Genomic DNA, 23,615 nt, shown 5'->3' on the forward strand with positions numbered 1-23,615 from the left:
TTAGAATTTAAAGTGTGAAAATGCTTTGTTTGCTTCAGCCATTCTGTGAGTGTCTGTTTTCTTTTTGTAAGCAGCACCTTCTTCTTTTGCAGCAGCGATAACTTCAGCAGCCAATTTCTGAGCCATTGATTTATCGTTTCTAGCTTTAGAATATTTGATTAACCACTTCATCGCCATAGAGATTTTTCTGTCAGCACGAATTGGCATTGGGATCTGGAAGTTTGCACCACCGATTCTGCGTGAACGTACTTCTACGTGTGGCATTACGTTGGTAAGGGCATCTTTCCAGATTTCAAGAGAAGTTTTTTCGTTCTCTCCTTTTTTGCTTTCTACGATATCTAATGCATCATAGAAAATTTTGAATGCGATTGACTTCTTACCGTCAAGCATCAGGTTATTTACGAATCTTGTTACCAGCTGATCATTAAACTTAGGATCCGGTAACAACGGTCTTTTTTTCGCTTTCGTCTTTCTCATTGTTTCGTTTCTTTAAAATTTAATGATTACTTTTTCTTGCCTTTAGCAGGTGCTGCAGCTGCCTGACCTGGTTTTGGTCTCTTAGCTCCGTACTTGGATCTTCTCTGAGTTCTTCCGTTTACTCCTGCGGTATCCAAAGCTCCACGAACAATGTGATAACGTACTCCCGGTAGGTCTTTCACCCTTCCTCCGCGTACCAATACTATCGAGTGCTCTTGAAGATTATGTCCTTCGCCCGGGATATAAGCGTTGACTTCTTTCCCGTTAGAAAGTCTTACCCTTGCAACTTTTCTAAGTGCAGAGTTAGGTTTCTTCGGGGTGGTAGTATATACTCTGGTACATACACCTCGTCTTTGTGGACAGGAATCAAGGGCAGCCGATTTACTCTTCTTGGTAAGTGCGACTCTTCCTTTTCTAACTAATTGTTGAATAGTAGGCATTTAATTGCTTTTTATTTTAGGGTGCAAAAGTAGGGAATAATTTTAAACCTGCAAACACTGATTTATAATTATTTATGCAATATATGCCACTTATTTTGTCACTTTATTCAAAAACTCCTGTTTAACGTTCGGATTCCTATCAAATTCCATCAGGTTTTTCCTCAGCGATGCTTCTTCTTCGGACCTTAATGCGTAAAAGACAATGCGTTGCCGCGCGGGCCCATAAGGTTCGGGGATTTTCCAAGTTGCTACCGGGATCCATTCATCGGGCACACCGCCGGGAAACCATTCAGGGTAGATCACTGCTACCTTAAATTTGTTTTTTGCTGCGTATTCCACGATGAATTTTTTGTTTTTAAATGCATTTTCTTCTGCAGAAAGATGTTTATTCCGTACGATTTCCTCTGCAATATCGGTGCTTCCAAGCCCCACAATATCCAGCAACTGCACACCACTGAAGTACGAAATGGCGCCTATGTCATTGGCCACTATTTTTTCTCCTTTATAATATTTACCCAAAAATCTCGACATTTCCACCTGCTGGCTGTTTATACCTTTACTCATATAGGTTAACGGCAAATGATGATAGCCAAAACGATATATAGATATGAGTACAATTGCAGTAATACTACCCAGCGTCAGTATTTTTAAAAGGCTTTTGTTCAGTTCTGTTTTCCTGTATTTTTCATGCAAATGTGTGATAATTGGGATACAAATCAGCAGCAGTGAAATCATTAAATAATTCTCATACCGATACATCAGCACCGCGAATAACGCATGCAGAACACTTGTAAGAACCACCACGATGAGCAGCGTTTCGTTTAACAGATTTTTTAATCGCGCTGCGCGGTATTTTTCAAAAAGATAAACCGCTATAATCACTAATGGAAAGAAGAGACATTTATAGAAGCTGACATTAAGTAAAATTCCGTTTTCGAATAGTTGCCACATGCTCATGAAAATATGGTCTTCGGCCGGATAACTCCCTTTTACCATCACCGAATTCGGAAAAAAGAAACCCCCGTTTTGCACAGAAATAATTCCGAAAACCACGATGGCAATAAACCCTGCAACCAAAATCAATGTTCCCTTTAAATAATTTTTCCTCAGAAAAAGCGCGAATGCCAGTGAAACAGTAAAGAACATACTTTCGAACCTGACCATCGACAGAAAAAAAGTTACGGTAAGCAGCAGCAAGAAATCTTTGCATCTAAAATCTGACTTTACATTCCGGTGAATGAAATACACAGCCAAAACCATCAGAAACATATGTATCGTATGCTCCATCCCGATCAAAACCATGACATATAACAAAGGAAAGAACAAAATTAATGCGGCAGCCCACTTCAGTTCCGTAGAACCGTAGAAATCTTTGTAATATCTGTAAACAGAATAGACCGTGAGATATCCGAATACAACATTCAGCAATAACGGATAATATTCCCAGTCTCCGAACAGCCTGATGAGACCCGCAAGCAGCAGCGTATATAATATAGATGACGAAGCACTGTCGAACCCAGAAATATTCACGCTCCAAACGCCGAGTTCAGCGAAATTTCTGGCCAAAGCCAAGTGGATATAAACATCATCAATCGGGTAAATATACCGTTGTCCCGGTGGCAGTTGCGCCCAACTCAAAAAAAAATAAAACCCGGTGATTGCCGTAAAACACAGCATTAGTATATATAAATACTTCGTCATTAGGCAAATATGCAAATTTCCGTCATTGAAATCAACTTATGTTTATATTTGCAATCTTACAAAACACGAATCCGGTGAAGAAAATTTTACTCCTTTTATTCTTTTCTCAGCTCTTTTTTGCCCAAAAATACAGTATCTCATTTGCCGAACGAACCGCGCTGGTAAACATCTACAACAGCACTTCCGGCTCAGGATGGAGCCAAACCTGGGACCTTGAAAAAGACCCGCGTTACTGGTACGGCATCAAAATCCGCAACGGGAACGTGATTGAGATCAACCTTCGCGGTAACGCACTGAAAGGCGCTTTTCCCATTTACTTCAGCACGTTTTCCAAGCTGGAACGGCTCGATTTGAGTTCAAACCAACTCACCGGCGAAGTTTCGAATTCTATTTCCGGGCTGGGCAATCTGACACGTCTTGACATCAGCAATAACCGCCTCACCGGCGATCCTTCTGCGGCCATTACTCCACTTTTGAATCTTACCGAAATTTCTTTGGGCAACAATTTCTTTGTCTTTAATGATGTCGGCAGTTTTATTGAAAATTTTAAAAAGCTTGAAGTCTTGGATCTCTCCGCCGTTGGTCTCACGGCAGTTCCCTTCAAAATCACTGCACTGACAGCTTTAAAATCCTTAAATCTCAGCAACAACAGTATTTCGCAGAACTTTTCAGCATTGTCTTCATTGAATAATGTCACAGAACTGAATCTTTCAGGCAACAAACTCACCAGAATTCCCACGGAAATTTCCACTTTGCCGCTTACATCACTGGATGTTTCCGCGAATCTCTTCAGTTCAAATTATGCCACCACGCTTACATCCCTGAAAAGTCTTGAGTGGCTTTCACTCTCCAATAACCAGATTGAAACCTTCCCGGCCGAATTGGCGCAGCTTACGAATCTAATCCATCTTAATCTCTCTTCCAATAAACTTTCCGGTGATTTTGCATCGCTGACACCATTAAAAAAACTTACCCAACTCTATCTGGACAACAACCTTATCGAGGGAACTTTCCCGGCGGTTTTGCTCCAAAATAAAAGCCTGCAGATGCTTTCCCTTACCGGAAATCAGCTTTCCGGCACTATTCCGGACGGAATTCCTGCACTTACATTCCTTGAAAACAACAGATTCAGCAAGCAGGAAATCAAAGATTTTGTTTTAAAGGAAAATCCGGTGACAGATTTCACCTATTCGCCTCAGCGGTACGACGAAGCTCAAACCCTGGCCGCGCCACTTGGAGGAAGCGCGTCTATTCCGCAATCGCTTTCAGGTCCTGAATATCAGTTTTCGTGGTATAAGAATTTAGAAGAAAAAACGCCACAAACCACGCAAAGCTATTTTATCAGTAAAACAGAAGAATCAGATTATACGAAGTACACTTGCGAGGCCTACTATTTCGAAAAACTGCCTAAGGAAATCCTCGAAATTTCTTTCTTCCGCGAGCCGGTCACCCTTATGAAACAGCTAGCAACAGAGGAAGTGCTGAAGGACCTCATCATCTACCCAAATCCTACCAGCGATTATCTGAACATCAAAACCAGCCAGATACAGATCGAAAACATCTATATTTTCGACCTCAGCGGCAAGCTACTCCTCACTACAAAATCGAAACAGATTGATGTACGGGCGCTGCCGTCAGCAACTTACGTAATCTCCATAAAAACTGCGGACGCACTGAAATCATTTAAATTCATCAAACACTAACGCAGTTATTTGCATTTAGCAGAAAAGGCACAGCTTTTGAACGACTTTCGGCAACTTGTACCTTTGAAATAAATAGTAAATATTATGAATAATACTAAAATCATTGGGCTTAATGAAAATGATGCCCAACAAATCGCGGAAAAATTAAATGTGTTGCTCGCAGAATATTCGGTGTTTTACCAGAATACCCGCGGAGCCCATTGGAACATCAAAGGAAACCAGTTTTTCACACTTCATCCAAAATTTGAGGAACTTTATAACAACTTAGTGTTGAAGATCGACGAGATTGCAGAAAGAATCCTTACGCTTGGCGCAACTCCAAACCACAATTACAGTGATTATCTTGCGATGTCAACAATCAAAGAAAGTCGCGAAGTTTCAGATGCAGCCAAATGTGTCGAAAACATTCTCGCCTCATTCAAGATAATTATTGACCGACAGCGTGACATCCTCGATTACACCGAAAAAGCAGGTGACGAAGGTACCAATTCACAAATGAGCGACTACATCACAGAGCAGGAAAAAGAGGTTTGGATGTACAACTCTTACCTTGGTAAATAAAAGATCAATAAATCACAGCATAAAATCGCCTTTGCTACAAGGGCGATTTTTTACTGTCTAAAGTCTTAAATTTGTTACTAAAGAAGCCTGACATGAGCCTTAGCACCCTGAAATCAATCCTAGACAACGATTTTTACAAATTCACGATGCAGAATGCGGTCGTGAAACTCTTCCCGAATGAACGCGTGCAATACCGGTTCATCAACCGTGGAAAGCACTACTTCCCCGAAAATTTTGCTCAGGAACTCCGCAAATCGGTAGATGCCATGGCCGAACTGAAACTTTCGAAAGAAGAAAAAGAATATCTGCGCGTCACATGTCCGTATCTCGATCTGCCCTACCTCGATTTCCTTGGTGGCTACCATTACGATCCGCGCGAAGTTCAGATCTCACAAGACGGCAATGACATTGAGGTGACGGTTGAAGGAGAATGGTACCGCGCCATTCTTTGGGAAGTGCCACTACTGGCTTTGATCTCGGAACTTCATTATGTAATGAATGCCCTCGAACGCGAAAACGATGACGCCGTGATCGCCAAGACATTAGAAAAAGCACGGAAACTCGAAGGTCTAGGTGTCAGTTTTGCTGAATTTGGCACGCGCCGCAGACATTCTTATCAGGTACACAATCTTGTAATGGACGTTCTTACGCGAGATAAAACATCGGGTTTCATCGGTTCATCGAACGTTCACTTTGCGATGAAATATGGCGTAAAACCCATCGGAACCCATGCACATGAATGGTTTATGTTCCACGCCGCTGAATATGGTTTCAAGATGGCGAACGCAATCTCACTGGAGCATTGGGTGGATGTTTACCGGGGAGATTTAGGTGTAGCCCTGTCTGATACGTACACCACGGACGTCTTCTTCGAACAGTTCGACAAAAAATTCGCGAAGCTTTTCGACGGGGTTCGACATGACAGCGGTGACCCGATTGAATTTGCAAACAAGACAATTGCCCACTACCGGAAACATGGGATAGATCCATTATTTAAATTCATCATATTTTCAGATGGGTTGAACCTTGAAAAAGTCTCCGAAATCACAGCAGCCTGCCGCGGAAAAATCGGAATCTCATTTGGGATTGGAACCAATTTGACCAATGATGTCGGTTTGAAGCCGATGAATATCGTGATGAAACTTACCGCCGCAAAATCTGTAACCGGCGACTGGATTCCTACTGTCAAGCTTTCAGACGAGCACGGAAAGTACACTGGCGAGCCAAAGATGATTGAATTGGCTAAAGAATTTTTAAGGATAAAAAACTGATCATTCTTCAATGTACATTTACAAACTTATAAGCGCAGATGCCTCCGGGTATTTGCGCTTTCTTTTTATGTTTTTGAATTCTTTTAATCAGCAGTTGAGCACTTTAAGTAAAACTTTTGACTTGATTACGAGTGATTTCATGGCATTTGTTTTGATGCGGGCAATTTCAGGATATCGACAAAAAAGCCTGCTGCAACACATTAAAAACAATAAACTATGAATGGCAAAAACAGGCAACCGCCTGATCTAAGCGAGTACGAAGCTGCCTTAGAAAATATAAATTCTGATGAAGATTTTTCGGTCCCGGATACCGAAGGTTTGCAGACTGAAAGTCCACTGGTACCTTCTCCGAATTTTTATGAACAGGCAAAACATAAGACTGGCCTGGGCCCAAGTACACTAAGCATTATTGAAGAGGCTGAACGGCGCGGAATTCCCTGGCAACGGCTGAATGAACGTTCAAAGATCAGACTTGGATTCGGTAAGAAGCAGAAAATCATCCGTGCGACCATTACTGGTGACACAGGATGTATCGCCACCGAAACAGCGGATGACAAGTTTGAGACTAAAATTTTGTTGCAAAAAGCGCAGATTCCCGTTCCACGCGGGATTGTTTGCAAATCATTTCCCGAATTGCAGGACGCCGCTAAAGAAATAGGTTTCCCAATTGTCATCAAACCGCTTGATGCAAACCAGGGAAAAGGTGTCACCGTAGCAATTGAGAGTATTGAAATGGCAGAGGAAGCATTTCAACATGCACAGAAATTCAGTAGTGAAGTTTTGGTTGAAAATTACATCGTGGGTCACGATCACCGTTTGCTTGTCATCGGTGGTAAACTCGTCGCGGCGTCCATGAGGCAACCTGCGCACGTGGTTGGTAACGGAACGAATACCATTTCCGAACTTATCGAAGAAATAAACAAAGAACCCGGACGCGGAGATGGCCACGAAGCACTGCTGACCAAAATCACCCTCGATTGTGATACAGAGAATCTGCTTAAAAAAAATAATTTATCGCTTGAAACCGTACTGCTACCGGGCGAGACCCTGGTTCTAAAATCCACTGCAAACCTGAGTACCGGAGGTACAGCGACAGATGTGACTGCAGAAGTGCATCCCGCTAATGTTTTTATGGCGGAACGCATCGCTGCCATCATTGGACTTGATATCTGCGGTATTGATTTGGTCGCAAAAGACCTACACACTCCACTTACAGAAAACGGTGGTGCGGTAATAGAAGTGAATGCGGCGCCGGGCCTGCGGATGCATCTTTCCCCTTCCAATGAAAATCCCGGGAAAGTAGCCGCGGCAATTGTCGACATGCTTTTTCCCGGTGAATCAAACGGACGTATTCCGGTTTTCGCTGTCACAGGAACCAACGGTAAAACTACCACTACCCGACTTCTCAGGTATATCGCCAAAAGTTGTGGACACATGGTGGGGTATACAACAACAGACGGCATTTACATCGGTGATTTTCAAATTGCGGCCGGCGACTGTTCTGGTCCAACCAGCGCTTCACTGGTTCTAAGCGACCCCATGGTCGACTTTGCCGTGCTCGAAACGGCCCGTGGTGGCTTATTGCGTTCGGGGTTAGCGTTTGATTTTTGCGATGTAGGCATTCTGACCAACATTGCAGCGGATCATTTAGGTCTTAAAAACATCAATACACTCGAAGAACTTGCGGAAGTAAAGGCTACCGTCGTACGCAATGTAAAACCCGAGGGCTGGGCGGTCATAAATGCAGAAGATATTCACTGTCTCAATATTTCAAAAACACTTTCGTGCAACATCGCCTATTTTTCCTTAGACGCAGATCATTCCGAAATACTGAAACACCTTGCGAATGGTGGTCTGGCCGCATTCGTTTCTGATGACAGGATTATTATACAAAAAGATGATGAAGAAAATGTGCTGGGAACGCTCAGTGAATTTCCATTGACACTCAATGGAACCTCCCGGTGCATGACAGCTAATATTTTGGCTGCGGCCGCTGGTGCTTTCGCTTACGGTTTTACAGCCAAACAGATCAGTTCCGCGCTACGGAATTTCTCGCCCTGTCCCGAACTTACACCCGGCCGAATGAACTTTTTCAAAGTGCGGGATTTTGAGGTGTTGGTAGATTACGCACACAATCCACACGGGTTAACAGCTCTTCAGGATTATTTCTGCCACAGCTCGCAGCGAAGGAAAATTGGCATTGTCGCGGCAGTCGGTGACCGGCGTAATGAGGATATAATCGAGCTTGCACGGATAGCTGCTAATATGTTCGACCATATCATCGTAAGACAGGAACACAGTCTTCGTGGCCGCGAACTCGCAGAAATGAATTCATTAATGATTGAGGGAATGAAAAAAGGAAAGCGCTGCGCTGGCTATGAACTGATTCCGGATGAGGAAGACGCAATAAGACATGCACTTTCCATTGCAAGAACCAGCGATCTGGTGGTAGCCTTAAGCGACAACTATCAAAATGTGACCAAGATTGTACAGGAATTTTAGCAACAATTTATTTTAAAGAATCGACTAGATAAAGAATAAAATAAAGTTCAATATGAAAGGAAAAATTCTGGTGATTGGCGGCGCCGAAGACAAAAACGGAAATACGGATCCTTTTTCAGACCTCAGCATTTTGCAGCGTTTTGTAGATGAAACAAAGCACAAAAAGCGGTCGCGGATTGAGATCATTACATCTGCATCTACCATTCCGGAAGAAATGGGGAAGGAATATCTGAAGACATTCCACAAAGCCGGAGCTGATAATTGCGGCGTGCTGATGATCCGCACCAGAGAAGACGCGGAAAAGCCCACCAGCCTGCGTCGTCTGAAAGAAGCTGACGCTATTTTTGTGACCGGCGGAACCCAGCTTGCGCTTACCTCCATCCTGGGCGGCACCGAATTCTACACAATGCTGCTGGAAAAACTCAAAGATCCTGATTTCATGTATGCAGGAACTTCCGCAGGCGCTGCCGCTGCATCAAACAGTATGATCATTGAGGGAAACAGCGATGATGCCGCGTACAAAGGTGAAGTGCAGACCGCCACCGGACTCGGTTTGGTCAACAATATTATATTTGACACACATTTCATCGAACGTGGTCGAATAGCACGGCTTTTTGAGATTGTGGTGAGTAACCCCACGATCTTGGGCGTGGGCCTCGAAGAAAATACAGCGTTGCTGATTCACCGCGATAAAATGGAAGCAGTAGGTTCCGGCATGGCAATTCTGCTCGACGGTAGAAAGATCAGTGGCAGCAACCTTCTTGAGGTTGTGGATGGCGCACCTTTGTCATTTGAAAATATGACCATCCATCTGATGAGCGAACATGACATCTTTGACCTAAAGGAGATGCGTCTGAAAATCATTAATCCGCCGGACGCTGAAAAATAAGCAGAAATATCACCTTGTGTTGAACTAAAAAAATTATATTTGCACTCCTTTAGCCCGGATGGTGAAATTGGTAGACACGCTCGTTTCAGGTGCGGGTGCCCACAAGCTTGCAGGTTCGAGTCCTGTTCCGGGCACAAGACAGCGCTCCCAGATTTGGGAGCGTTTTTTTTGGTTATGTTAAGGGCAAATAAACTGCAGATCACTTCTGATAATTCATTTGACAAACAAATTGTTTTTCATATTTCGCGCCCGTTTTCTGACAGAACTAAGCACTTACTAAACGTCCCTCCACCCCCGATCAGAAAAGAATCTTCTGTATGAAGATCCGGCCATATTTTATTAAATCTTCTTCAGTATTAAATACTTGACTTATTTTTCAGAACTATTCATAATGACAATGTGCGGAATCTTTAAATTAAATTTAAAGCTGTTTCATGTGCGGAAAAACTTTAATTTTACCTTCAAACACAAACTGATGAAAACCCCGACCAACATTGACGAAGTCCTGCAGCGACTCGACGATATTATTGCCTGGAGCAAAGTGACAAAAAACCCTGCGGGCTATTTCGCCTCCACTTACAAATGTATGACTGCAGCCGTAGCGCACGGCATTAAAAAGAATAAATTCGAAGACGGGCCGCGGATGGAGCGGCTGGATGTTGCTTTTGCCAGCCGCTACCTGGAGGCTTTTGAAAATTACCGTCACGGAAGAAAATGCACCAACGCGTGGTTCACCGCGTTCGAAGCAGCTAAAAATAAGGACCTGCTGATCATGCAGCACATTCTTCTTGGCATCAATGCGCATATCAATCTGGATCTGGGAGTTTCGGCGGCTTCTGTAATGCCTTACCGTAGGATCACGCCGCTGAAAAATGACTTCAACACTATCAATAACGTGATTGCAGCCATTAGCCAAAATGTTCAGGATTCGCTGAACAAAATCTGTTATCCGGTTAGCATAATCGATGAACTTTCAAATGGGCAGGACAATGTGATGCTCGATTTTGCGATTTCGAAAGCGCGCGACACGTCGTGGGCAAGCGCTTTTATTCTTTCGAATTCCATTCAGATAATTCGGCCTTCATTAATTAGGATGATCGACAACGCAGCGACTTTGGTAGCCAGAAACATTATCGTTTCCGAAAAAACACCTGAAAACATCCTGAAAAAATTAAAATCCTGCGAAAGCAGTGACGTTCATAAAAATATCGAAATACTGTCTGCCACAATAGTCTGAGACTTTGAAAAGGATGCTTCAAATCACTTTTTTTCTTCCTATTTTTGAAACATGGAAACTACATCTCTGCTTATCGGACTGGTCGTGGGTGCAATTCTGGGCACTGTTATTTTATATTTTATTCTGAAATCTGCCCATGTTCCGCGAAAAATGTTCGATGAACTAAACAATAACTTTATCAGAACCAGTTCCGATTTCCAAAATTCGGCAATGAAAATCAGCGTGTTGGAAAACCAGTACCAATCAGAAAAGAAAACCAACAGCGAACAGACGGAAATCCTGAATCAGCTGAAGAATGAGATAGCGAAAATTTCGGCAGAAAACAATTCTCAGAATCAGAAGATTGCCGAACAGCAGGAACTTAACCAAAAACAAAGCACAGAAATCCGCAGTTTGCTTGATGAAAAACAAAACCTGATTTCGATAAAATCCCAACTTTCTGCCCAAAATGAAAGTTTGCAACAACTTTTGGACAATCAGAAATCCGAGATTGTGAAAATTCAGGAAATGGCGAAGAGTGAATTTAAAAATTTAGCCAATGAGATTCTTGAAGAGAAATCAAAAAGATTCACCGAAGCCAACAAGGAAAACCTTGACACGCTGCTGAAACCGTTAGGTGAAAATCTGGAAACTTTTAAAAAACGCGTCAATGAAGTCTATGATAACGAAGCCCGCGAGCGTCACTCGTTAAATAGCACCATCAAAATGATGATGGAGCAGACTACGAAAGTAAGCCAGGAAGCCAATAATCTGGCAACGGCATTGAAAGGTCAGACTAAAACGCAGGGCAACTGGGGCGAGATGATTCTCGAAAGAATTCTGGAAGATTCAGGACTTTGCAAAGACCGTGAATATTTCTCCCAATACAATATTAAGACTGAAACCGGCGAAAACCAAAGACCCGATTTTGTGCTGAAACTTCCCGGAAACCAAATCGTTATCATCGACTCTAAAGTCTCGCTGAACGCTTACGAAAGGATGTGTTCTGCGGAAACCGAAGAAGAACGGAAGCAAAATCTCAATCTTCACGTAGCCGCCATCAAAAAACATATTGATACGCTGGCGCTGAAGCGGTATGATAATCTGAAGGAAGCATTAGATTTCACCATCATGTTCATCCCCGTGGAGCCGGCCTTCCTTACCGCTGTGCAATATGATCAGCAACTTTGGAATTACGCCTACCATAAACACGTGATTCTGCTAAGTCCGACGAACTTGATTGCCTACCTTAAACTTATTTCTGATGTTTGGAAACGTGCAGACCAAAGCCAAAATGCAGAAGAGATCGCACGGCAGGCCGCAGCGCTTTATGATAAATTTGAAGGATTCGTATCTGATTTACTGAGCATCGGCAAAAAAATGGACGGTGCGAAGGTAGATTATGAAAATGCGATGAAAAAACTGGCTTCGGGCAACGGAAACCTGGTACGTTCCGCCGAAAAACTGCGTCAACTGGGCATAAAACCAAAGAAAAATTTGCCCGGAGCGCTACTTGAACGTGCAAACGTAGAAGAAATCGATTATCAAAATGATGAAAGCCAACCTACCAATGATTGAGAGTCTGCAAAATGAGAAAATCAAGCACGTTACACGGCTTTTGAGTGATAACCGTTTCCGCAAAAAATCGGGGTTGTTTGCTGTGGAAGGCCAGCAGGAAAATACGAGAGCGCAGCAGTTTGGTTTTGAAAGTGAGGAGTTCTATATCTGCGAAGGTATTTTCAAAGCCGCGATACCGCAGGGAAAAGTACATTTCGTGTCCGAAAAAGTTTACGAAAAACTCGCCTACCGCGGGACATCCGAAGGAATCATCGGCATTTATCAGACAAAGAATGCTTTGCTTGAGGATTTCCAACCCAAACCGGATTCAGCCGTCATTATTTTGGAAGGAATAGAAAAACCAGGAAATCTCGGTGCGATATTGCGAAGCTGTGAAGCTTTCGGAATTGATGGACTCGTGATTACAGATCCGAAAGTAGATTTCTACAATCCCAATGTGATCAGGTCCAGCGTTGGCTGTCTGTTTGGGATGAATGTTTTTGCTGCAACAAACGAAAGTGCTGTTCAGTTTTTAGAGCGGAATAAGTTTAATATTTACACCACGATGATGTCAGCAGACGCGGGCGATCTCTTTGCAGAAGAGTTGACAGCACGCTGCGCAATGGTTTTCGGTACAGAACATTCGGGCTTGAGCGAATTTTGGGAAAAAATCGGGAGGAATACATTGATACCGATGTCCGGCAGTATCGATTCGTTGAATCTCAGCAATGCCGTAGCAATCACGGCCTATGAGATCAGCAGACAAAAACTTCAGGTGAGGCCATAAAAAAAACCGCTCATGCTGAAAGCACGAGCGGTTTGTTTGTGTAAATAATGCTGATTATTTGTTTACAGCATCTTTAGCTTCTTTAGCAGCATCTTTAGCAGCGTCAGCAGCACCAGTTGCAGCATCTCCAGCAGCTTTAGCAGCATCTTTAGCAGCATCAGCACCAGCAGCAGTAGTTGCAGAAGCAGCATCAGCAGCAGCGTCAACAGTTACAGCAGCAGCAGAATCAACTACAGAAGCAGCAGAATCAGCAACAACAGCTGAAGAATCTACAGCAGCAGCAGCAGCTGAATCAACACCGTTAGCAGTTTCTACAGTTTCAGATTTGTTACAAGCTACAAGAGCAACAGCAGCGATAGCAGCTACGAAGAATGACTTTTTCATAATAAATAAATTTAATTGTTTTTGTTTCTTTTAAAAATCCGTTCAAGTATCTCTATTTGAACAGGACAAAGGTAGAACGGATAATAAATTTGTATGCGCAAATTAATTGTAATACCTTTGTAAAGCTGTTTTACAAAATACAACACCTGTAAATCAGGACATTAAATAAAACGACTACATTGAGCCATTTAGATATTTTACATTTTGAACAACTCAAAAAGGAGGTTGAAAGCCGATATTTGGAAAATCACAGCCCGTCCTTTGAAGAAATTTCTAAGTGGAAAGGGATTGACATTATTTATTTTCAGGAGGATCTGCGTAAAATCGCGAAAGGAAACATCAGTGAGAAGACTTTCTATACCTATTTCAAAACCTCACCTGTAACTAAGCTTCCGCGTATCGATATGCTCAATTTGCTCTCTGTTTATGCAGGATACGCCTCGTGGTACGACTTTAAAAAGAATCATCTTTTCGCAGACGAAGTGTTACAGGAAAGAGAAGAAGCAGTAGAAAATAGTTCTACTGGAGATTTAATTCCTGAAGCAAGTTCTGATTCCCGCATCGCGCAGACAAATGAGGAAAAAAGACTGCCCACCAGCAGTTCAGAAACTGATGAAAACGATATTTTACAAAAATCAAATACTGATAATCAAGTAATTAAACAAAATACCTCTTCGCTCGAAACTTACGACACGCAGGATTCCAAGTCTGCTTTTACGGTGATCAAAAAGTACGTTTGGCTTGGCATTTCAGTATTGCTTGCGGTGGCTGTAGGTCTTCTTATATTTAAAGACGAATTGTTCAGTAAAAAATATTATTACAGCTTCATCGATGCTGACCGCAATTCGAAAATCAATGCGGAACTACAGGTGCAGATCCTGAAAGAAAATGAATCACCAATCCTCTATTCCGCGAAACCGAATGAACCTTTTGTGTACACCACAAAATCAAAGGACCTTACGATGGTTGTTTCGTCTCCTTATTACCGAACGGACACCATACAGCGTAATCTGGAAACGGCGCCGGAAGCGGAAAACATCGAATTGAAGCCCAACGACTACGCGATCATGCTCTTTTATTATTCGAAATCTATAACAGACTTGAAAAAGAAACGGGTAAGTTTGAACTATTTGATCAGCGACAATGCGCTGATTTATCAGGTTTTCGACAATCAGTTTTATGGCGTCGAAACAATGGATAAACAGCGGTACATCAATCTCGTAACATTACCGTCAACCTCCCTGGAAAACCTTGAAGTGATTGATACACAGACCAATCAATCCGGGAAAATAGTGATGATTAAATTTAAAATCGGCACCAATGAAGAAAACAAATAGATTATTTTACAGCCTTATTCTGTTGCTCGCGACACTTTATTCATGTAATAAGGAAACTAAAGGTCCGTCTGACCTGGAAAAAATCCGGAACAACACCAACAAAGTCTCTTATCCGGCAAATAAGATGGACAGCGCTCAGGCGATTTCTTTTATCACAAAGCAGAAAATTCAGGAATTGCTTGATCTTTCCACGCTCTACACCTCGGGAAACCGTGATACAGAGATAGATTCAGTGATCTACGCACAGATGCAGAGATATTTTGCAAATCCTGACTCTACCAAGCTCGCACCTTTGCTCGCAGAACTCGACAGCCTGAATGTAGCATCAGCCAAAGTGGGCAATTTAGCTGTGAATAAGCGTATCGTGGGTTCTGACACACTGGATTTTGCGAAGTTTGATGTCGAATATTTTGATGACAGCAACCGAAAGCTTGGAATTTTCTCTAAAAATGCGGAATATATCCTTCGTCCTTCGCCTGTAAAATTCAAAAAAGAATTCAAGTTTTACTTTGTAAACTTTGATGCACCGGTGCCAAATGACAGCACCGCGGTAGGCGTCACAAGATAATCCAGCGGGATATCTTCATGCCATACATCATCGATAATTTCATCCGGCGGAAAGAAATTGACTCCCACTTTCTTGGCTTGCGGATTAATATCGGCAAAAAAATGATCATAAAATCCTTTGCCGTAACCCACCCGGTTGCCAAACCGGTCTGCGTACATTAAAGGAACGATTACGAGATCATATTCTACACCTTTAATTTCAGTGTTAGTTTCCGGTTCAGGAATCCCCCATTTATTCGGAACTAACAGGGTTTGCGCTAACAGTTCTACCGCGATCATCTTCTCACCCACGACTTTCGGAACGAAAATCCTACAGTTAGAGGTCCTGAAATATTCAATGAAAAGTTCAGTCTGTACTTCCTCCTTAGAGTATGCTGTAAGAAAACAGTGAATATTCTGACCTTCAGTTAGCTCAAAGTACTTACTGAAATTTTCAAAAATCTTCCGGGACAATTCCGCTACGTCCTGCTGCGAGAGCATCGCACGCTTTTGTCGGTATTTTATTCTGATGTAAGCTTTGGTCATTTTATATCGCTTTTACCGAAATTATTTTCACCGGACAGGCTTTTGCAGCCTTTTCACAGGGGTCAAAAGCTTCATGATTAGGCGTTTTGAACGTATAAAAACCCTTTTTATCGAGTGTTTTCAGCAACACAGATTTACCGTCTTTTTTGGACATCCGGAAGAATTCCGGCGCAAATTCTGCGCAGTAGTTACAGCCAATGCACTTTTCGCGCTGCAAGGTCACGATCACCATCAGTTATTCTCTACAATTTTGTAGAGTTTGTCCGAAGGTCGCACACGAAAATCTGTTTTGAAAGTGATGACATCAGTCTTTGAAGCTTTTTCTGCGGCAGGTTTTTGATCGACGATCATTGATTCAAGTAGCATTTCCTGCGAACCCGTAGTCGGTCCCTGGATTAAAACTCTGTCGCCTACCGCGAGGTCGTACGCTTCAATTAAGAATTCAGCCACATTTGATTTTGGATAAAAGTGGCGGCCTTTTCCGATGTACACTTTCTTCGGCGTCGCACTTGAACCCGAGGTTTCAGACCATTCGCCGAGTTCCTGACCTAAATAATAACCAGACCAGAAACCACGGTTGTACACGATTTCAAGCCTAGCCATCCAGTCAGCCACTTTTTCGGGAGAGTAGGTTCCGTCGAAGATGGCGTCGATCGCTTCTCGGTAACTTTTGGTAACAGTCGCTACGTATTCCGGTGCGCGGCCGCGACCTTCAATTTTCAGAACTTTTACTCCTGATTCAACCACCTGATCGAGGAAACTGATGGTACACAGGTCTTTCGGCGACATCATATATTCGTTGTCGAGTTCTATCTCAAAACCCGTCTCCTGATCGATAACTGTGTACTTTTTTCGGCAGTTCTGTTTGCAGGCGCCTCTGTTCGCCGATGAATTATGAGAATGTAAACTTAAATAACATTTCCCCGAAACCGCCATGCATAAGGCACCGTGACCAAAAATTTCCACCTCAACAAGGTTTCCGGAAGGTCCGCGTACATCATCTTTAACGATTTGGTCGCAGATTTTTTTTATTTGAGTAATGCTGAGCTCGCGGCTCATCACAATCGTATCAGCAAACAGCGCATAAAATTTCACGGTTTCGATGTTGGTGACGTTGATCTGGGTGGAAATGTGAACCTCCATCCCAATCTGTCGAGCGTACGAAATTACAGCTTGATCCATGGCAATTACAGCCGTAAGGTTGGCGGCCTTTGCTTTATCTAAAAGTGTTTTGATTAAAGATAAATCGTGATCGTAGATGATCGTATTTAAAGTTAGATACGTTCGAACTCCTTTCTCCGAACATCTTCTGGCAATTTCCGGTAAGTCATCGATTGTAAAATTCATCGACGCCCGTGCGCGCATGTTCAGCTGTTCTACACCGAAATAAACGGAATCTGCACCGTTGTCCAAAGCAGCCTGCATCGAAGTGAAATCACCGGCTGGTGACATCAACTCCATTTTTCCTGAAGCCGTCATTTTAATTTAAAATCTTTAACAACTTATCGGAAAGACGAACTCTGAATGGCAAAGGAAACGTTATTTGATCGCCTGCTTTCGCTGTTTCGCAAGCGTTTCCGTTCGCAAAAAGTTCATTTAAAACCATCTCCTGCTCACCGGTTGTGGGTCCGGAAATTAAAATTTTATCACCTACAGAAACTTCGCCGTCTCCAAGCAGAAACTGAGCGACTTTCGACTTAGGATAATAATGTTCAGCTTTGCCAATCAGCATTTTTTTCACCGAAATTTTTTGCCGGATATTCTTTGTAACCGCCTTTGCTAAAGGTTTATCTAGCAGTTCACCAGATTTCTTGAACTTCAAGTCATCAGATTTACCTTTGCGGAAAATCTTATTACCTACCTGCAGACCTTTTCGAAGTTTTGCCTGTTCCTCGAGCGGCAAATGAATGGTTTCAAGACATTTTGGAGAACAGCAGTTTTCCATCGCAGCTTTGCATTCGTCACACTGAATAAAGAGCAAATGACACGCGTCATTGAAGCAATTTGTATGATTATCGCACGGTTTTCCGCACTGGTGGCACTGTGAAACGATATCATCCGTAATCCTTTCGCCCAACCTGTGATCAAAAACGAAATTTTTACCGATGAATTTACTTTCTATATTTTCTTCTTTTACCTGTCTCGCATATTCGATGATGCCGCCTTCAAGCTGAAAGACATTTTTAAAACCCTGATGTTTGAAATACGCACTGGCTTTTTCGCAGCGGATCCCGCCCGTACAGTACATCAGCAGGTTTTTATCTTCTTTGAAATCCTGCAGTTTATCATTGATGATTGGTAAACTTTCCCGGAACGTCTCTACATCAGGCGTTATCGCGCCTTTGAAATGCCCTACTTCACTTTCATAATGATTGCGGAAATCAACCACAATTGTGTTCGGATCTTCGAGTAAAGTATTGAATTCCTTGGCCTTCAAGTGAATTCCTTTGTTGGTCACATCGAAAGTCTCATCATTCAAACCGTCTGCAACAATCTTGTTACGAACCTTTATCGTAAGTTTTAAAAACGAGTGGTCATCGTGCTCTACAGCTTCATTCAGCCGGATGCCTTTCATGAAATCGTACACTTCCAAAGTTTCGCGGAAAGCTTCGAGGTTTTCGGCAGGAATACTCATCTGAGCATTAATTCCTTCGTGAGCAACGTAAATACGGCCGAGCGCATCAAGTGCATTCCAGGCTATAAAGAGTTCGTCGCGAAACTTTTTGGGATCTGAGATTTTGGCGTACGCATAGAAAGACAAAGTAAGGCGTTGCTTACCGGCTTCATCAATAAGACGGGCTCTTTCTTCTGCGCTTAAAGTGTTGTACAGTTGCATGCTATAAACGGTTTAAGTGAGAAAAATTGAAGGTGCAAAGATAAGAAATTTGAAAATGTGGGAATTTAAAAATTTGATAATGTAAAATTCAGCGAAAAGACAAATCAGAAATTAATGTAAATATGTTTCAGAATCTCTCTGTCTTCTTCTGTAAATGGAACTTTTCTGCGTGCCATCGCCAGTTCCGCAACTTCATACGCTTTTTCTAATTTGAATTTTTCATCACCTTTCATTCCGCCCCAAGAAAAACTGTCGATCAGGTTTGGCGGGAAGCCGCTTTTGAAAATATTCGCCGCAACACCAACCACAGTTCCGGTATTAAACTGAGTGTTGATCGCGGATTTTGAATGATCGCCCATTATCAGTCCGGCGAACTGTAGCCCGGTGTTTGCAAATCTTTTAGTTCTGTAATTCCAAAGTTTTACTTCTGCATAATTGTTCTTAAGGTTGGATGAATTGGTATCAGCGCCCAGATTACACCACTCGCCGATCACAGAATTGCCCACGAAACCGTCATGACCCTTGTTTGAATATCCAAAAATCACAATGTTAGTCACCTCACCGCCTACTTTAGAATGCGGTCCGACGGTAGTTGCACCGTAAATTTTAGAACCTAAATTGAATTTCGAACCTTCACAAAGTGCAATCGGGCCGCGTAGGTTGCAGCCTTCCATCACTTCAGCATCTTTACCGATATAGATTTTTCCGGTTTTTGTATTTAAGGTTGAAAACTCCACAGCCGCGCTTTCTTCGATGAATAAATCCTGTTTATTCCCTAAAAAACCATTCGTTTCGGAAAGTTCCGCAGATTTTCGGCCTTTTGTGAGCAAGTCAAAATCAAAATTTATCGCTTCCTCATTGAAAGAGAATAAATCGGTGGGCTGTTTGAAGAACGTGAGTTTTTCCTCGATATCGGTCATTTTTTCAATTTGGTTCAACGAAAAATTGTCCATATTGATTCTTACAGCCAGCAGTTCATTATCGTATACCAGCGCTTCGCCCGTTTTCAAATCCTTTATCTGACCTAAAACCTTTTCGGTAGGAAGAAAATTTGGAACAAGAAACAGGCTTTCTACTTTTTCGGGTTTTTGAAATTTTTCCTGAAGAAAGTCTTCCGTGATGTAAGAAATTTGGGCTGAATCCAACAGTTTTTGCCACCTCTCGGAAAATGTGAGGATCCCGCAACGCATCTCTGCAACAGGTCTTGTGAATGTTAGCGGTAAAAAATCTCCCCAAAACTGGGCATCAGAAAAAACAAGCTGCATACGTACGATTTTAGATTTTGAATTGAAGTTAAGTGTTAAGAAAGTGGAATGATTTTCACCATCGCATCCCAAATTTACAATAAAAAAAAGTCCTTCAGCAACCTGAAAGACTTTGTATTCTCTGTATCCTCAAAGATTATTTTGAGAATTTTTTGTATTTGCTCATGAATTTATCTACTCTACCTGCGGTATCTACCAATTTCACTTTTCCAGTGTAGAAAGGGTGAGATGTAGAAGAGATTTCCATCTTGATCAAAGGGTATTCCTGTCCTTCATACTCGATGGTGTCTCTCGTATCAGCTGTAGATTTGCAAAGGAACATCTCGTCATTACTCATATCTTTGAAAACAACAAGTCTATAATTTTCCGGGTGGATTCCGTTTTTCATAATTAAAAATTTTAAAGTAAAAATTAAAGTTTTGCTTCAGAAGTAGTAATGGATTTTCCTCCGCTAATTTTTTAGACCGCAAAAGTACAAATATTTTCGTAATTCGCAAAAACTCCTACGGAATTTTTCGCTATTTTTCCGTTCCACAATTTTAGTTAAATTTGAAAACAATACAACGTACAAATTTCGATGAATAAATTCCTATTTCTTTTTGCCGGTGCTTTTTGGCTGATGCTCACTGCCACAGCCTGTAACCGCGACGATATTAGCTTCGAAAACCCTTCCCAACTGCTGCGTTTTTCGGCCGATACGCTCTTTCTTGATACAGTTTACAATCAGGTGAGATCGGAAACCTATGCCGTGAAAATCTATAATGATGAAGACAAAGACGTTATGATTCCTAAAATCAGTCTTGAAACCGGCGCCACATCTCCTTATCGGATCAATCTTGACGGAAAATCAGGCACTGAATTCAACAATGTGGCTTTAAGAAAAAAAGACAGTTTGTATGTTTTCGTAGAAATTGCGCCCGTTGCCAATGCAACTGAAGCGATCGCGGAAGACCGTATCCAAATACAGTCGCCGGCAGGAAATCAGCATGTTACCCTCTTTTCGGTTGTTCAGGATGCTGAATTTTTCATTCAAAATGAAACGAACCCAAATATTCTGACGCAAAATACCACCTGGAATAACGAAAAAGCTAAAATCATCTTTGGTGACCTGACGCTCGGAGACGGCAAAACATTAAACATAGAACAGGGCACGAAAGTCTATTTCTTTAAGAACGGTGGATTAAAGATTTCTGAAAACGCAACACTCAATGTGAATGGCCAGCTCAACAGTGAAGTGATCTTCCGTGGTGACCGCAATGACACGCGCTACGATACCATTCCGAAAAACTGGAAAGGAATCCAGTTCGGGAGCGGAGCTAAACTCAACATGAACTATGCGAAGCTTTTTGGCGGAATACGCGGACTCGAAATGACGGAAACCCAGGCAAACATCAGCAATACGATCATCCATACTTTCGAGGAGTACGGTATTTTCGCGGTAAAGTCGAACATCAGTACATCGAATCTGGTAATGAACAATTTTGGTGAAGCAGCGATAGGTATTTTTAAAGGCGGAACGTACAACATCACGCACGCGACCATCGCCAATTACTGGAATCTGAACTCCGCCATGCCGGCGCTTGGCATCTATGCCACGAATGAATACCAAAACGGAGCGACGCTCGAGAACGGGCCGCTGACGCTGAATATCCGGAATTCAATCATTTACACGGAAAAAGAAAACGCGATCGTGTTCAAACAGACGTCGGGACAGACTTTCGCGATGGTTTTCCAAAACAACCTTCTCAAATACGGTAATGACGCAGGTTATACTGTTGACGGGACCAACATTAAAAATGAAGACCCGAAATTCCAGAATTATTTCACCCACAAAATGAATTTAAGGGTAAAAGACGATTCACCGGCAAAAGGTAAAGGTGCGAATCTCGCCGGTTTTCCGACAGATATCGCCGGAGTTGCCAGAAAGAATCCTCCTACGATAGGCGCTTACGAATAACCAAGTTTACCGAACAATGGAAATCACCAATCTTCAGCAACAGGTAGACGAATGGATTAAAACTATCGGTGTCCGTTACTTTAACGAGCTCACCAATATGGCCATGCTGACTGAGGAAGTAGGCGAAGTGGCCCGGATCATCGCCCGTAAATATGGCGAACAAAGCGAAAAAGACAGCGACAGAACCAAAGATCTAGGTGAAGAACTCGCAGATGTGCTGTTCGTCACTTTATGTCTGGCAAACCAAACCGGCACCGACCTGCAGCAGGCTTTCGACAATAAGATGAAGAAAAAAACCGAACGAGATTTCGACCGTCATCAGAACAACGACAAACTAAAGTAGCTGATTCGCAGACTTTTCGGAGAAATACCAGATGCTGAACTTTAGGAATGCGTTCATATTTATAATTAAATGTTTTTAGACAAAACCACAATTGCAGCCAATAAAACCATTGAAATAAGCGGTTCGAAAAGCATTTCGAATCGTTTGTTCATTTTGCAGAAGCTCTTCGGAAATCTCCGGATCCAGAACCTTTCGAATTCTGAAGACACACAGTTGCTACAAAAAGCGCTGGAAAGCGATTCTGAAATCATCGATGTGCATCATGCCGGCACGGCGATGCGCTTCCTCACCTCGTATTTCGCAATTGCTGAAGGCAGAACCGTTACGCTGACCGGCTCTGAGCGCATGAAGCAGCGTCCCATAAAATTTCTTGTCGATGCGCTTCGAACATTGGGAGCGGAAATTCAGTATCTGGAAAATGAAGGCTTTCCGCCATTAAAAATAACCGGAAAAAAGCTTACCAAAAGCACCGTTTCTATTCCCGCAAACGTATCCAGCCAGTTTATCACCTCACTGATGCTCATCGGTGCAAAACTTCACAACGGTTTGCAAATAAAACTCCAGGGCGAAGTCACTTCCAGACCTTATCTTGAAATGACTTTGAAAATCCTCAGAACACTTGAGATTCCAAATGAATGGGAAGGCGATACGATAAAGATTTTTGCGGGGTTTGATCCCGCCAATCTCTCGTCCGCACCATTCGTGGTGGAAAGTGATTGGAGCTCTGCATCGTACTTTTATTCTGTGGCGGCAATCTCACGAGAAAGCCTTAATCTACGCTGTTTCAAGCCGTTTTCATTACAGGGCGACTCCGTTCTGCGCGAAATCTACTGGGAATGTTTTGGTGTTAACACCATTTCGGAAGGTGCAGAATCGAAGATTTCACTTTATCCGGAAACTTCATTTGAATTGCCTAAAAAGATAAAACTGGATCTGCGCGACGCGCCAGACATTGCGCAAACGATCTGTGTCACAGCTGCCGCGCTTCAGATTCCATTTGAGATCTGTGGTCTTTCAACCTTAAAAATAAAAGAAACAGACAGGCTTGTCGCGCTTCAGAATGAACTATTTAAAATTGGCTGTGCAACTGAGATTACTGATGCGGAAATCTGCTCTGTACATTTCTTCAGTCCCGCCGAGCCGATTTCCATTAAAACATACAATGATCACCGGATGGCCATGAGTTTCGCGCCGTTCAGTCTATTAAAGCCGTTAACAATCGAAAATCCTGAGGTGGTAGAGAAATCATATCCTGATTTTTGGAAGGATTTCTCGTATCTAACTGAGTAATATTTAA

The 23,615-nt window shown here is 42.5% G+C and carries 23 protein-coding genes and 1 tRNA gene; 14 read left to right on the forward strand and 10 right to left on the reverse strand.

Going from position 1 to position 23,615, the window contains the following annotated elements; translation table 11 throughout:
* From rpsG to H9628_RS10200, 3 genes are all read right to left on the reverse strand, one after another.
* Window positions 1-477 carry a 30S ribosomal protein S7 gene (gene rpsG, locus H9628_RS10190; protein WP_122027051.1) on the reverse strand — a complete coding sequence of 159 codons (477 nt, stop codon included), beginning with the start codon at window positions 475-477 and terminating at the stop codon, window positions 1-3.
* A 26-nt stretch (window positions 478-503) separates the two neighbouring features.
* A complete protein-coding gene (gene rpsL, locus H9628_RS10195) occupies window positions 504-917 on the reverse strand; it encodes a 30S ribosomal protein S12 (protein ID WP_031503575.1) in 414 nt (137 codons plus the stop codon).
* Window positions 918-1,007: 90 nt separating this feature from the next.
* Window positions 1,008-2,618, reverse strand: coding sequence for an ArnT family glycosyltransferase (locus H9628_RS10200; protein WP_251834039.1), 1,611 nt, complete (start codon window positions 2,616-2,618; stop codon window positions 1,008-1,010).
* Window positions 2,619-2,692: 74 nt separating this feature from the next.
* Between H9628_RS10200 and H9628_RS10205 the strand changes: the two genes are divergently transcribed.
* The 9 genes from H9628_RS10205 to H9628_RS10245 all read left to right on the forward strand — a co-directional run bounded on the left by H9628_RS10205 (window position 2,693) and on the right by H9628_RS10245 (window position 13,104).
* Complete coding sequence (locus tag H9628_RS10205) at window positions 2,693-4,321, forward strand: leucine-rich repeat domain-containing protein (RefSeq protein WP_251834040.1); 1,629 nt, start codon at window positions 2,693-2,695, stop codon at window positions 4,319-4,321.
* A gap of 84 nt (window positions 4,322-4,405) precedes the next feature.
* Window positions 4,406-4,882 carry a Dps family protein gene (locus H9628_RS10210; RefSeq protein ID WP_251834041.1) on the forward strand — a complete coding sequence of 159 codons (477 nt, stop codon included), beginning with the start codon at window positions 4,406-4,408 and terminating at the stop codon, window positions 4,880-4,882.
* A gap of 92 nt (window positions 4,883-4,974) precedes the next feature.
* Window positions 4,975-6,153, forward strand: a complete 1,179-nt coding sequence (pncB, locus tag H9628_RS10215) for a nicotinate phosphoribosyltransferase (RefSeq protein ID WP_251834042.1) — start codon at window positions 4,975-4,977, stop codon at window positions 6,151-6,153.
* A gap of 216 nt (window positions 6,154-6,369) precedes the next feature.
* Window positions 6,370-8,655, forward strand: coding sequence for a cyanophycin synthetase (cphA, locus tag H9628_RS10220; protein ID WP_251834043.1), 2,286 nt, complete (start codon window positions 6,370-6,372; stop codon window positions 8,653-8,655).
* Window positions 8,656-8,707: 52 nt separating this feature from the next.
* Window positions 8,708-9,544: a cyanophycinase gene (locus tag H9628_RS10225; protein ID WP_251834044.1), complete on the forward strand. Its 837-nt coding sequence runs from the start codon at window positions 8,708-8,710 to the stop codon at window positions 9,542-9,544.
* A gap of 52 nt (window positions 9,545-9,596) precedes the next feature.
* Window positions 9,597-9,678: transfer RNA gene (locus H9628_RS10230), tRNA-Leu, on the forward strand.
* Between the two features lie 341 nt (window positions 9,679-10,019).
* Window positions 10,020-10,781 carry a DUF5995 family protein gene (locus tag H9628_RS10235; protein WP_251834045.1) on the forward strand — a complete coding sequence of 254 codons (762 nt, stop codon included), beginning with the start codon at window positions 10,020-10,022 and terminating at the stop codon, window positions 10,779-10,781.
* A 51-nt stretch (window positions 10,782-10,832) separates the two neighbouring features.
* The gene (gene rmuC / locus H9628_RS10240) at window positions 10,833-12,338 is read left to right on the forward strand and encodes a DNA recombination protein RmuC (RefSeq protein WP_251834046.1); all 1,506 of its coding nucleotides are present in this window, start codon (window positions 10,833-10,835) and stop codon (window positions 12,336-12,338) included.
* Window positions 12,310-13,104, forward strand: a complete 795-nt coding sequence (locus tag H9628_RS10245) for a TrmH family RNA methyltransferase (RefSeq protein ID WP_394368182.1) — start codon at window positions 12,310-12,312, stop codon at window positions 13,102-13,104. Before rmuC ends, H9628_RS10245 begins: the two co-directional genes overlap by 29 nt.
* A gap of 54 nt (window positions 13,105-13,158) precedes the next feature.
* Here H9628_RS10245 and H9628_RS10250 read toward each other — a convergent pair whose 3' ends face one another.
* Window positions 13,159-13,488, reverse strand: a complete 330-nt coding sequence (locus H9628_RS10250) for a hypothetical protein (RefSeq protein ID WP_251834047.1) — start codon at window positions 13,486-13,488, stop codon at window positions 13,159-13,161.
* Window positions 13,489-13,667: 179 nt separating this feature from the next.
* On the opposite strand from H9628_RS10250, the gene H9628_RS10255 reads away from it, so the two are divergent.
* Window positions 13,668-14,825, forward strand: coding sequence for a hypothetical protein (locus H9628_RS10255; protein WP_251834048.1), 1,158 nt, complete (start codon window positions 13,668-13,670; stop codon window positions 14,823-14,825).
* Window positions 14,809-15,393 carry a hypothetical protein gene (locus H9628_RS10260; RefSeq protein WP_251834049.1) on the forward strand — a complete coding sequence of 195 codons (585 nt, stop codon included), beginning with the start codon at window positions 14,809-14,811 and terminating at the stop codon, window positions 15,391-15,393. The genes H9628_RS10255 and H9628_RS10260 overlap by 17 nt, the downstream gene beginning before the upstream one ends.
* On the opposite strand, the gene H9628_RS10265 is transcribed toward H9628_RS10260, so the two are convergent.
* From H9628_RS10265 to H9628_RS10290, 6 genes are all read right to left on the reverse strand, one after another.
* The gene (locus H9628_RS10265; RefSeq protein WP_251834050.1) at window positions 15,330-15,917 is read right to left on the reverse strand and encodes a 5-formyltetrahydrofolate cyclo-ligase; all 588 of its coding nucleotides are present in this window, start codon (window positions 15,915-15,917) and stop codon (window positions 15,330-15,332) included. The two genes, H9628_RS10260 and H9628_RS10265, sit on opposite strands and share 64 nt — an antisense overlap.
* A gap of 1 nt (window position 15,918) precedes the next feature.
* Entirely contained in the window at window positions 15,919-16,149 is a 231-nt protein-coding gene (locus H9628_RS10270) for a ferredoxin (protein WP_251834051.1), read from the reverse strand.
* The gene (locus H9628_RS10275; protein WP_251834052.1) at window positions 16,149-17,396 is read right to left on the reverse strand and encodes a peptidase U32 family protein; all 1,248 of its coding nucleotides are present in this window, start codon (window positions 17,394-17,396) and stop codon (window positions 16,149-16,151) included. Before H9628_RS10275 ends, H9628_RS10270 begins: the two co-directional genes overlap by 1 nt.
* Before the next feature lies 1 nt (window position 17,397).
* Entirely contained in the window at window positions 17,398-18,753 is a 1,356-nt protein-coding gene (trhO, locus tag H9628_RS10280; protein WP_251834053.1) for an oxygen-dependent tRNA uridine(34) hydroxylase TrhO, read from the reverse strand.
* A 104-nt stretch (window positions 18,754-18,857) separates the two neighbouring features.
* Complete coding sequence (locus tag H9628_RS10285) at window positions 18,858-20,018, reverse strand: GlmU family protein (RefSeq protein WP_251834054.1); 1,161 nt, start codon at window positions 20,016-20,018, stop codon at window positions 18,858-18,860.
* Between the two features lie 136 nt (window positions 20,019-20,154).
* Complete coding sequence (locus H9628_RS10290) at window positions 20,155-20,406, reverse strand: type B 50S ribosomal protein L31 (protein ID WP_251834055.1); 252 nt, start codon at window positions 20,404-20,406, stop codon at window positions 20,155-20,157.
* Between the two features lie 189 nt (window positions 20,407-20,595).
* On the opposite strand from H9628_RS10290, the gene H9628_RS10295 reads away from it, so the two are divergent.
* The 3 genes from H9628_RS10295 (at window position 20,596) to H9628_RS10305 (ending at window position 23,608) form a co-directional block, all read left to right on the forward strand.
* Complete coding sequence (locus tag H9628_RS10295) at window positions 20,596-21,975, forward strand: hypothetical protein (RefSeq protein WP_251834056.1); 1,380 nt, start codon at window positions 20,596-20,598, stop codon at window positions 21,973-21,975.
* A gap of 16 nt (window positions 21,976-21,991) precedes the next feature.
* Window positions 21,992-22,318, forward strand: a complete 327-nt coding sequence (locus H9628_RS10300; protein ID WP_251834057.1) for a nucleotide pyrophosphohydrolase — start codon at window positions 21,992-21,994, stop codon at window positions 22,316-22,318.
* A gap of 69 nt (window positions 22,319-22,387) precedes the next feature.
* The gene (locus H9628_RS10305; RefSeq protein ID WP_251834058.1) at window positions 22,388-23,608 is read left to right on the forward strand and encodes a 3-phosphoshikimate 1-carboxyvinyltransferase; all 1,221 of its coding nucleotides are present in this window, start codon (window positions 22,388-22,390) and stop codon (window positions 23,606-23,608) included.
* Window positions 23,609-23,615 lie beyond the last annotated feature (7 nt).

Source organism: Kaistella pullorum, from assembly GCF_014837035.1.
GTDB lineage: Bacteria > Bacteroidota > Bacteroidia > Flavobacteriales > Weeksellaceae > Kaistella > Kaistella rhinocerotis.

Coding starts and splice junctions, on each gene's coding strand:
- rpsG (WP_122027051.1), bottom strand. CDS start 477: ATGAGAAAGACGAAAGCGAAAAAAAGACCGTTGTTACCGGATCCTAAG.
- rpsL (WP_031503575.1), bottom strand. CDS start 917: ATGCCTACTATTCAACAATTAGTTAGAAAAGGAAGAGTCGCACTTACC.
- H9628_RS10200 (WP_251834039.1), bottom strand. CDS start 2,618: ATGACGAAGTATTTATATATACTAATGCTGTGTTTTACGGCAATCACC.
- H9628_RS10210 (WP_251834041.1), top strand. CDS start 4,406: ATGAATAATACTAAAATCATTGGGCTTAATGAAAATGATGCCCAACAA.
- pncB (WP_251834042.1), top strand. CDS start 4,975: ATGAGCCTTAGCACCCTGAAATCAATCCTAGACAACGATTTTTACAAA.
- cphA (WP_251834043.1), top strand. CDS start 6,370: ATGAATGGCAAAAACAGGCAACCGCCTGATCTAAGCGAGTACGAAGCT.
- H9628_RS10225 (WP_251834044.1), top strand. CDS start 8,708: ATGAAAGGAAAAATTCTGGTGATTGGCGGCGCCGAAGACAAAAACGGA.
- H9628_RS10235 (WP_251834045.1), top strand. CDS start 10,020: ATGAAAACCCCGACCAACATTGACGAAGTCCTGCAGCGACTCGACGAT.
- rmuC (WP_251834046.1), top strand. CDS start 10,833: ATGGAAACTACATCTCTGCTTATCGGACTGGTCGTGGGTGCAATTCTG.
- H9628_RS10245 (WP_394368182.1), top strand. CDS start 12,310: ATGATGAAAGCCAACCTACCAATGATTGAGAGTCTGCAAAATGAGAAA.
- H9628_RS10250 (WP_251834047.1), bottom strand. CDS start 13,488: ATGAAAAAGTCATTCTTCGTAGCTGCTATCGCTGCTGTTGCTCTTGTA.
- H9628_RS10260 (WP_251834049.1), top strand. CDS start 14,809: ATGAAGAAAACAAATAGATTATTTTACAGCCTTATTCTGTTGCTCGCG.
- H9628_RS10265 (WP_251834050.1), bottom strand. CDS start 15,917: ATGACCAAAGCTTACATCAGAATAAAATACCGACAAAAGCGTGCGATG.
- H9628_RS10270 (WP_251834051.1), bottom strand. CDS start 16,149: ATGGTGATCGTGACCTTGCAGCGCGAAAAGTGCATTGGCTGTAACTAC.
- H9628_RS10275 (WP_251834052.1), bottom strand. CDS start 17,396: ATGACGGCTTCAGGAAAAATGGAGTTGATGTCACCAGCCGGTGATTTC.
- trhO (WP_251834053.1), bottom strand. CDS start 18,753: ATGCAACTGTACAACACTTTAAGCGCAGAAGAAAGAGCCCGTCTTATT.
- H9628_RS10285 (WP_251834054.1), bottom strand. CDS start 20,018: ATGCAGCTTGTTTTTTCTGATGCCCAGTTTTGGGGAGATTTTTTACCG.
- H9628_RS10290 (WP_251834055.1), bottom strand. CDS start 20,406: ATGAAAAACGGAATCCACCCGGAAAATTATAGACTTGTTGTTTTCAAA.
- H9628_RS10295 (WP_251834056.1), top strand. CDS start 20,596: ATGAATAAATTCCTATTTCTTTTTGCCGGTGCTTTTTGGCTGATGCTC.
- H9628_RS10300 (WP_251834057.1), top strand. CDS start 21,992: ATGGAAATCACCAATCTTCAGCAACAGGTAGACGAATGGATTAAAACT.
- H9628_RS10305 (WP_251834058.1), top strand. CDS start 22,388: ATGTTTTTAGACAAAACCACAATTGCAGCCAATAAAACCATTGAAATA.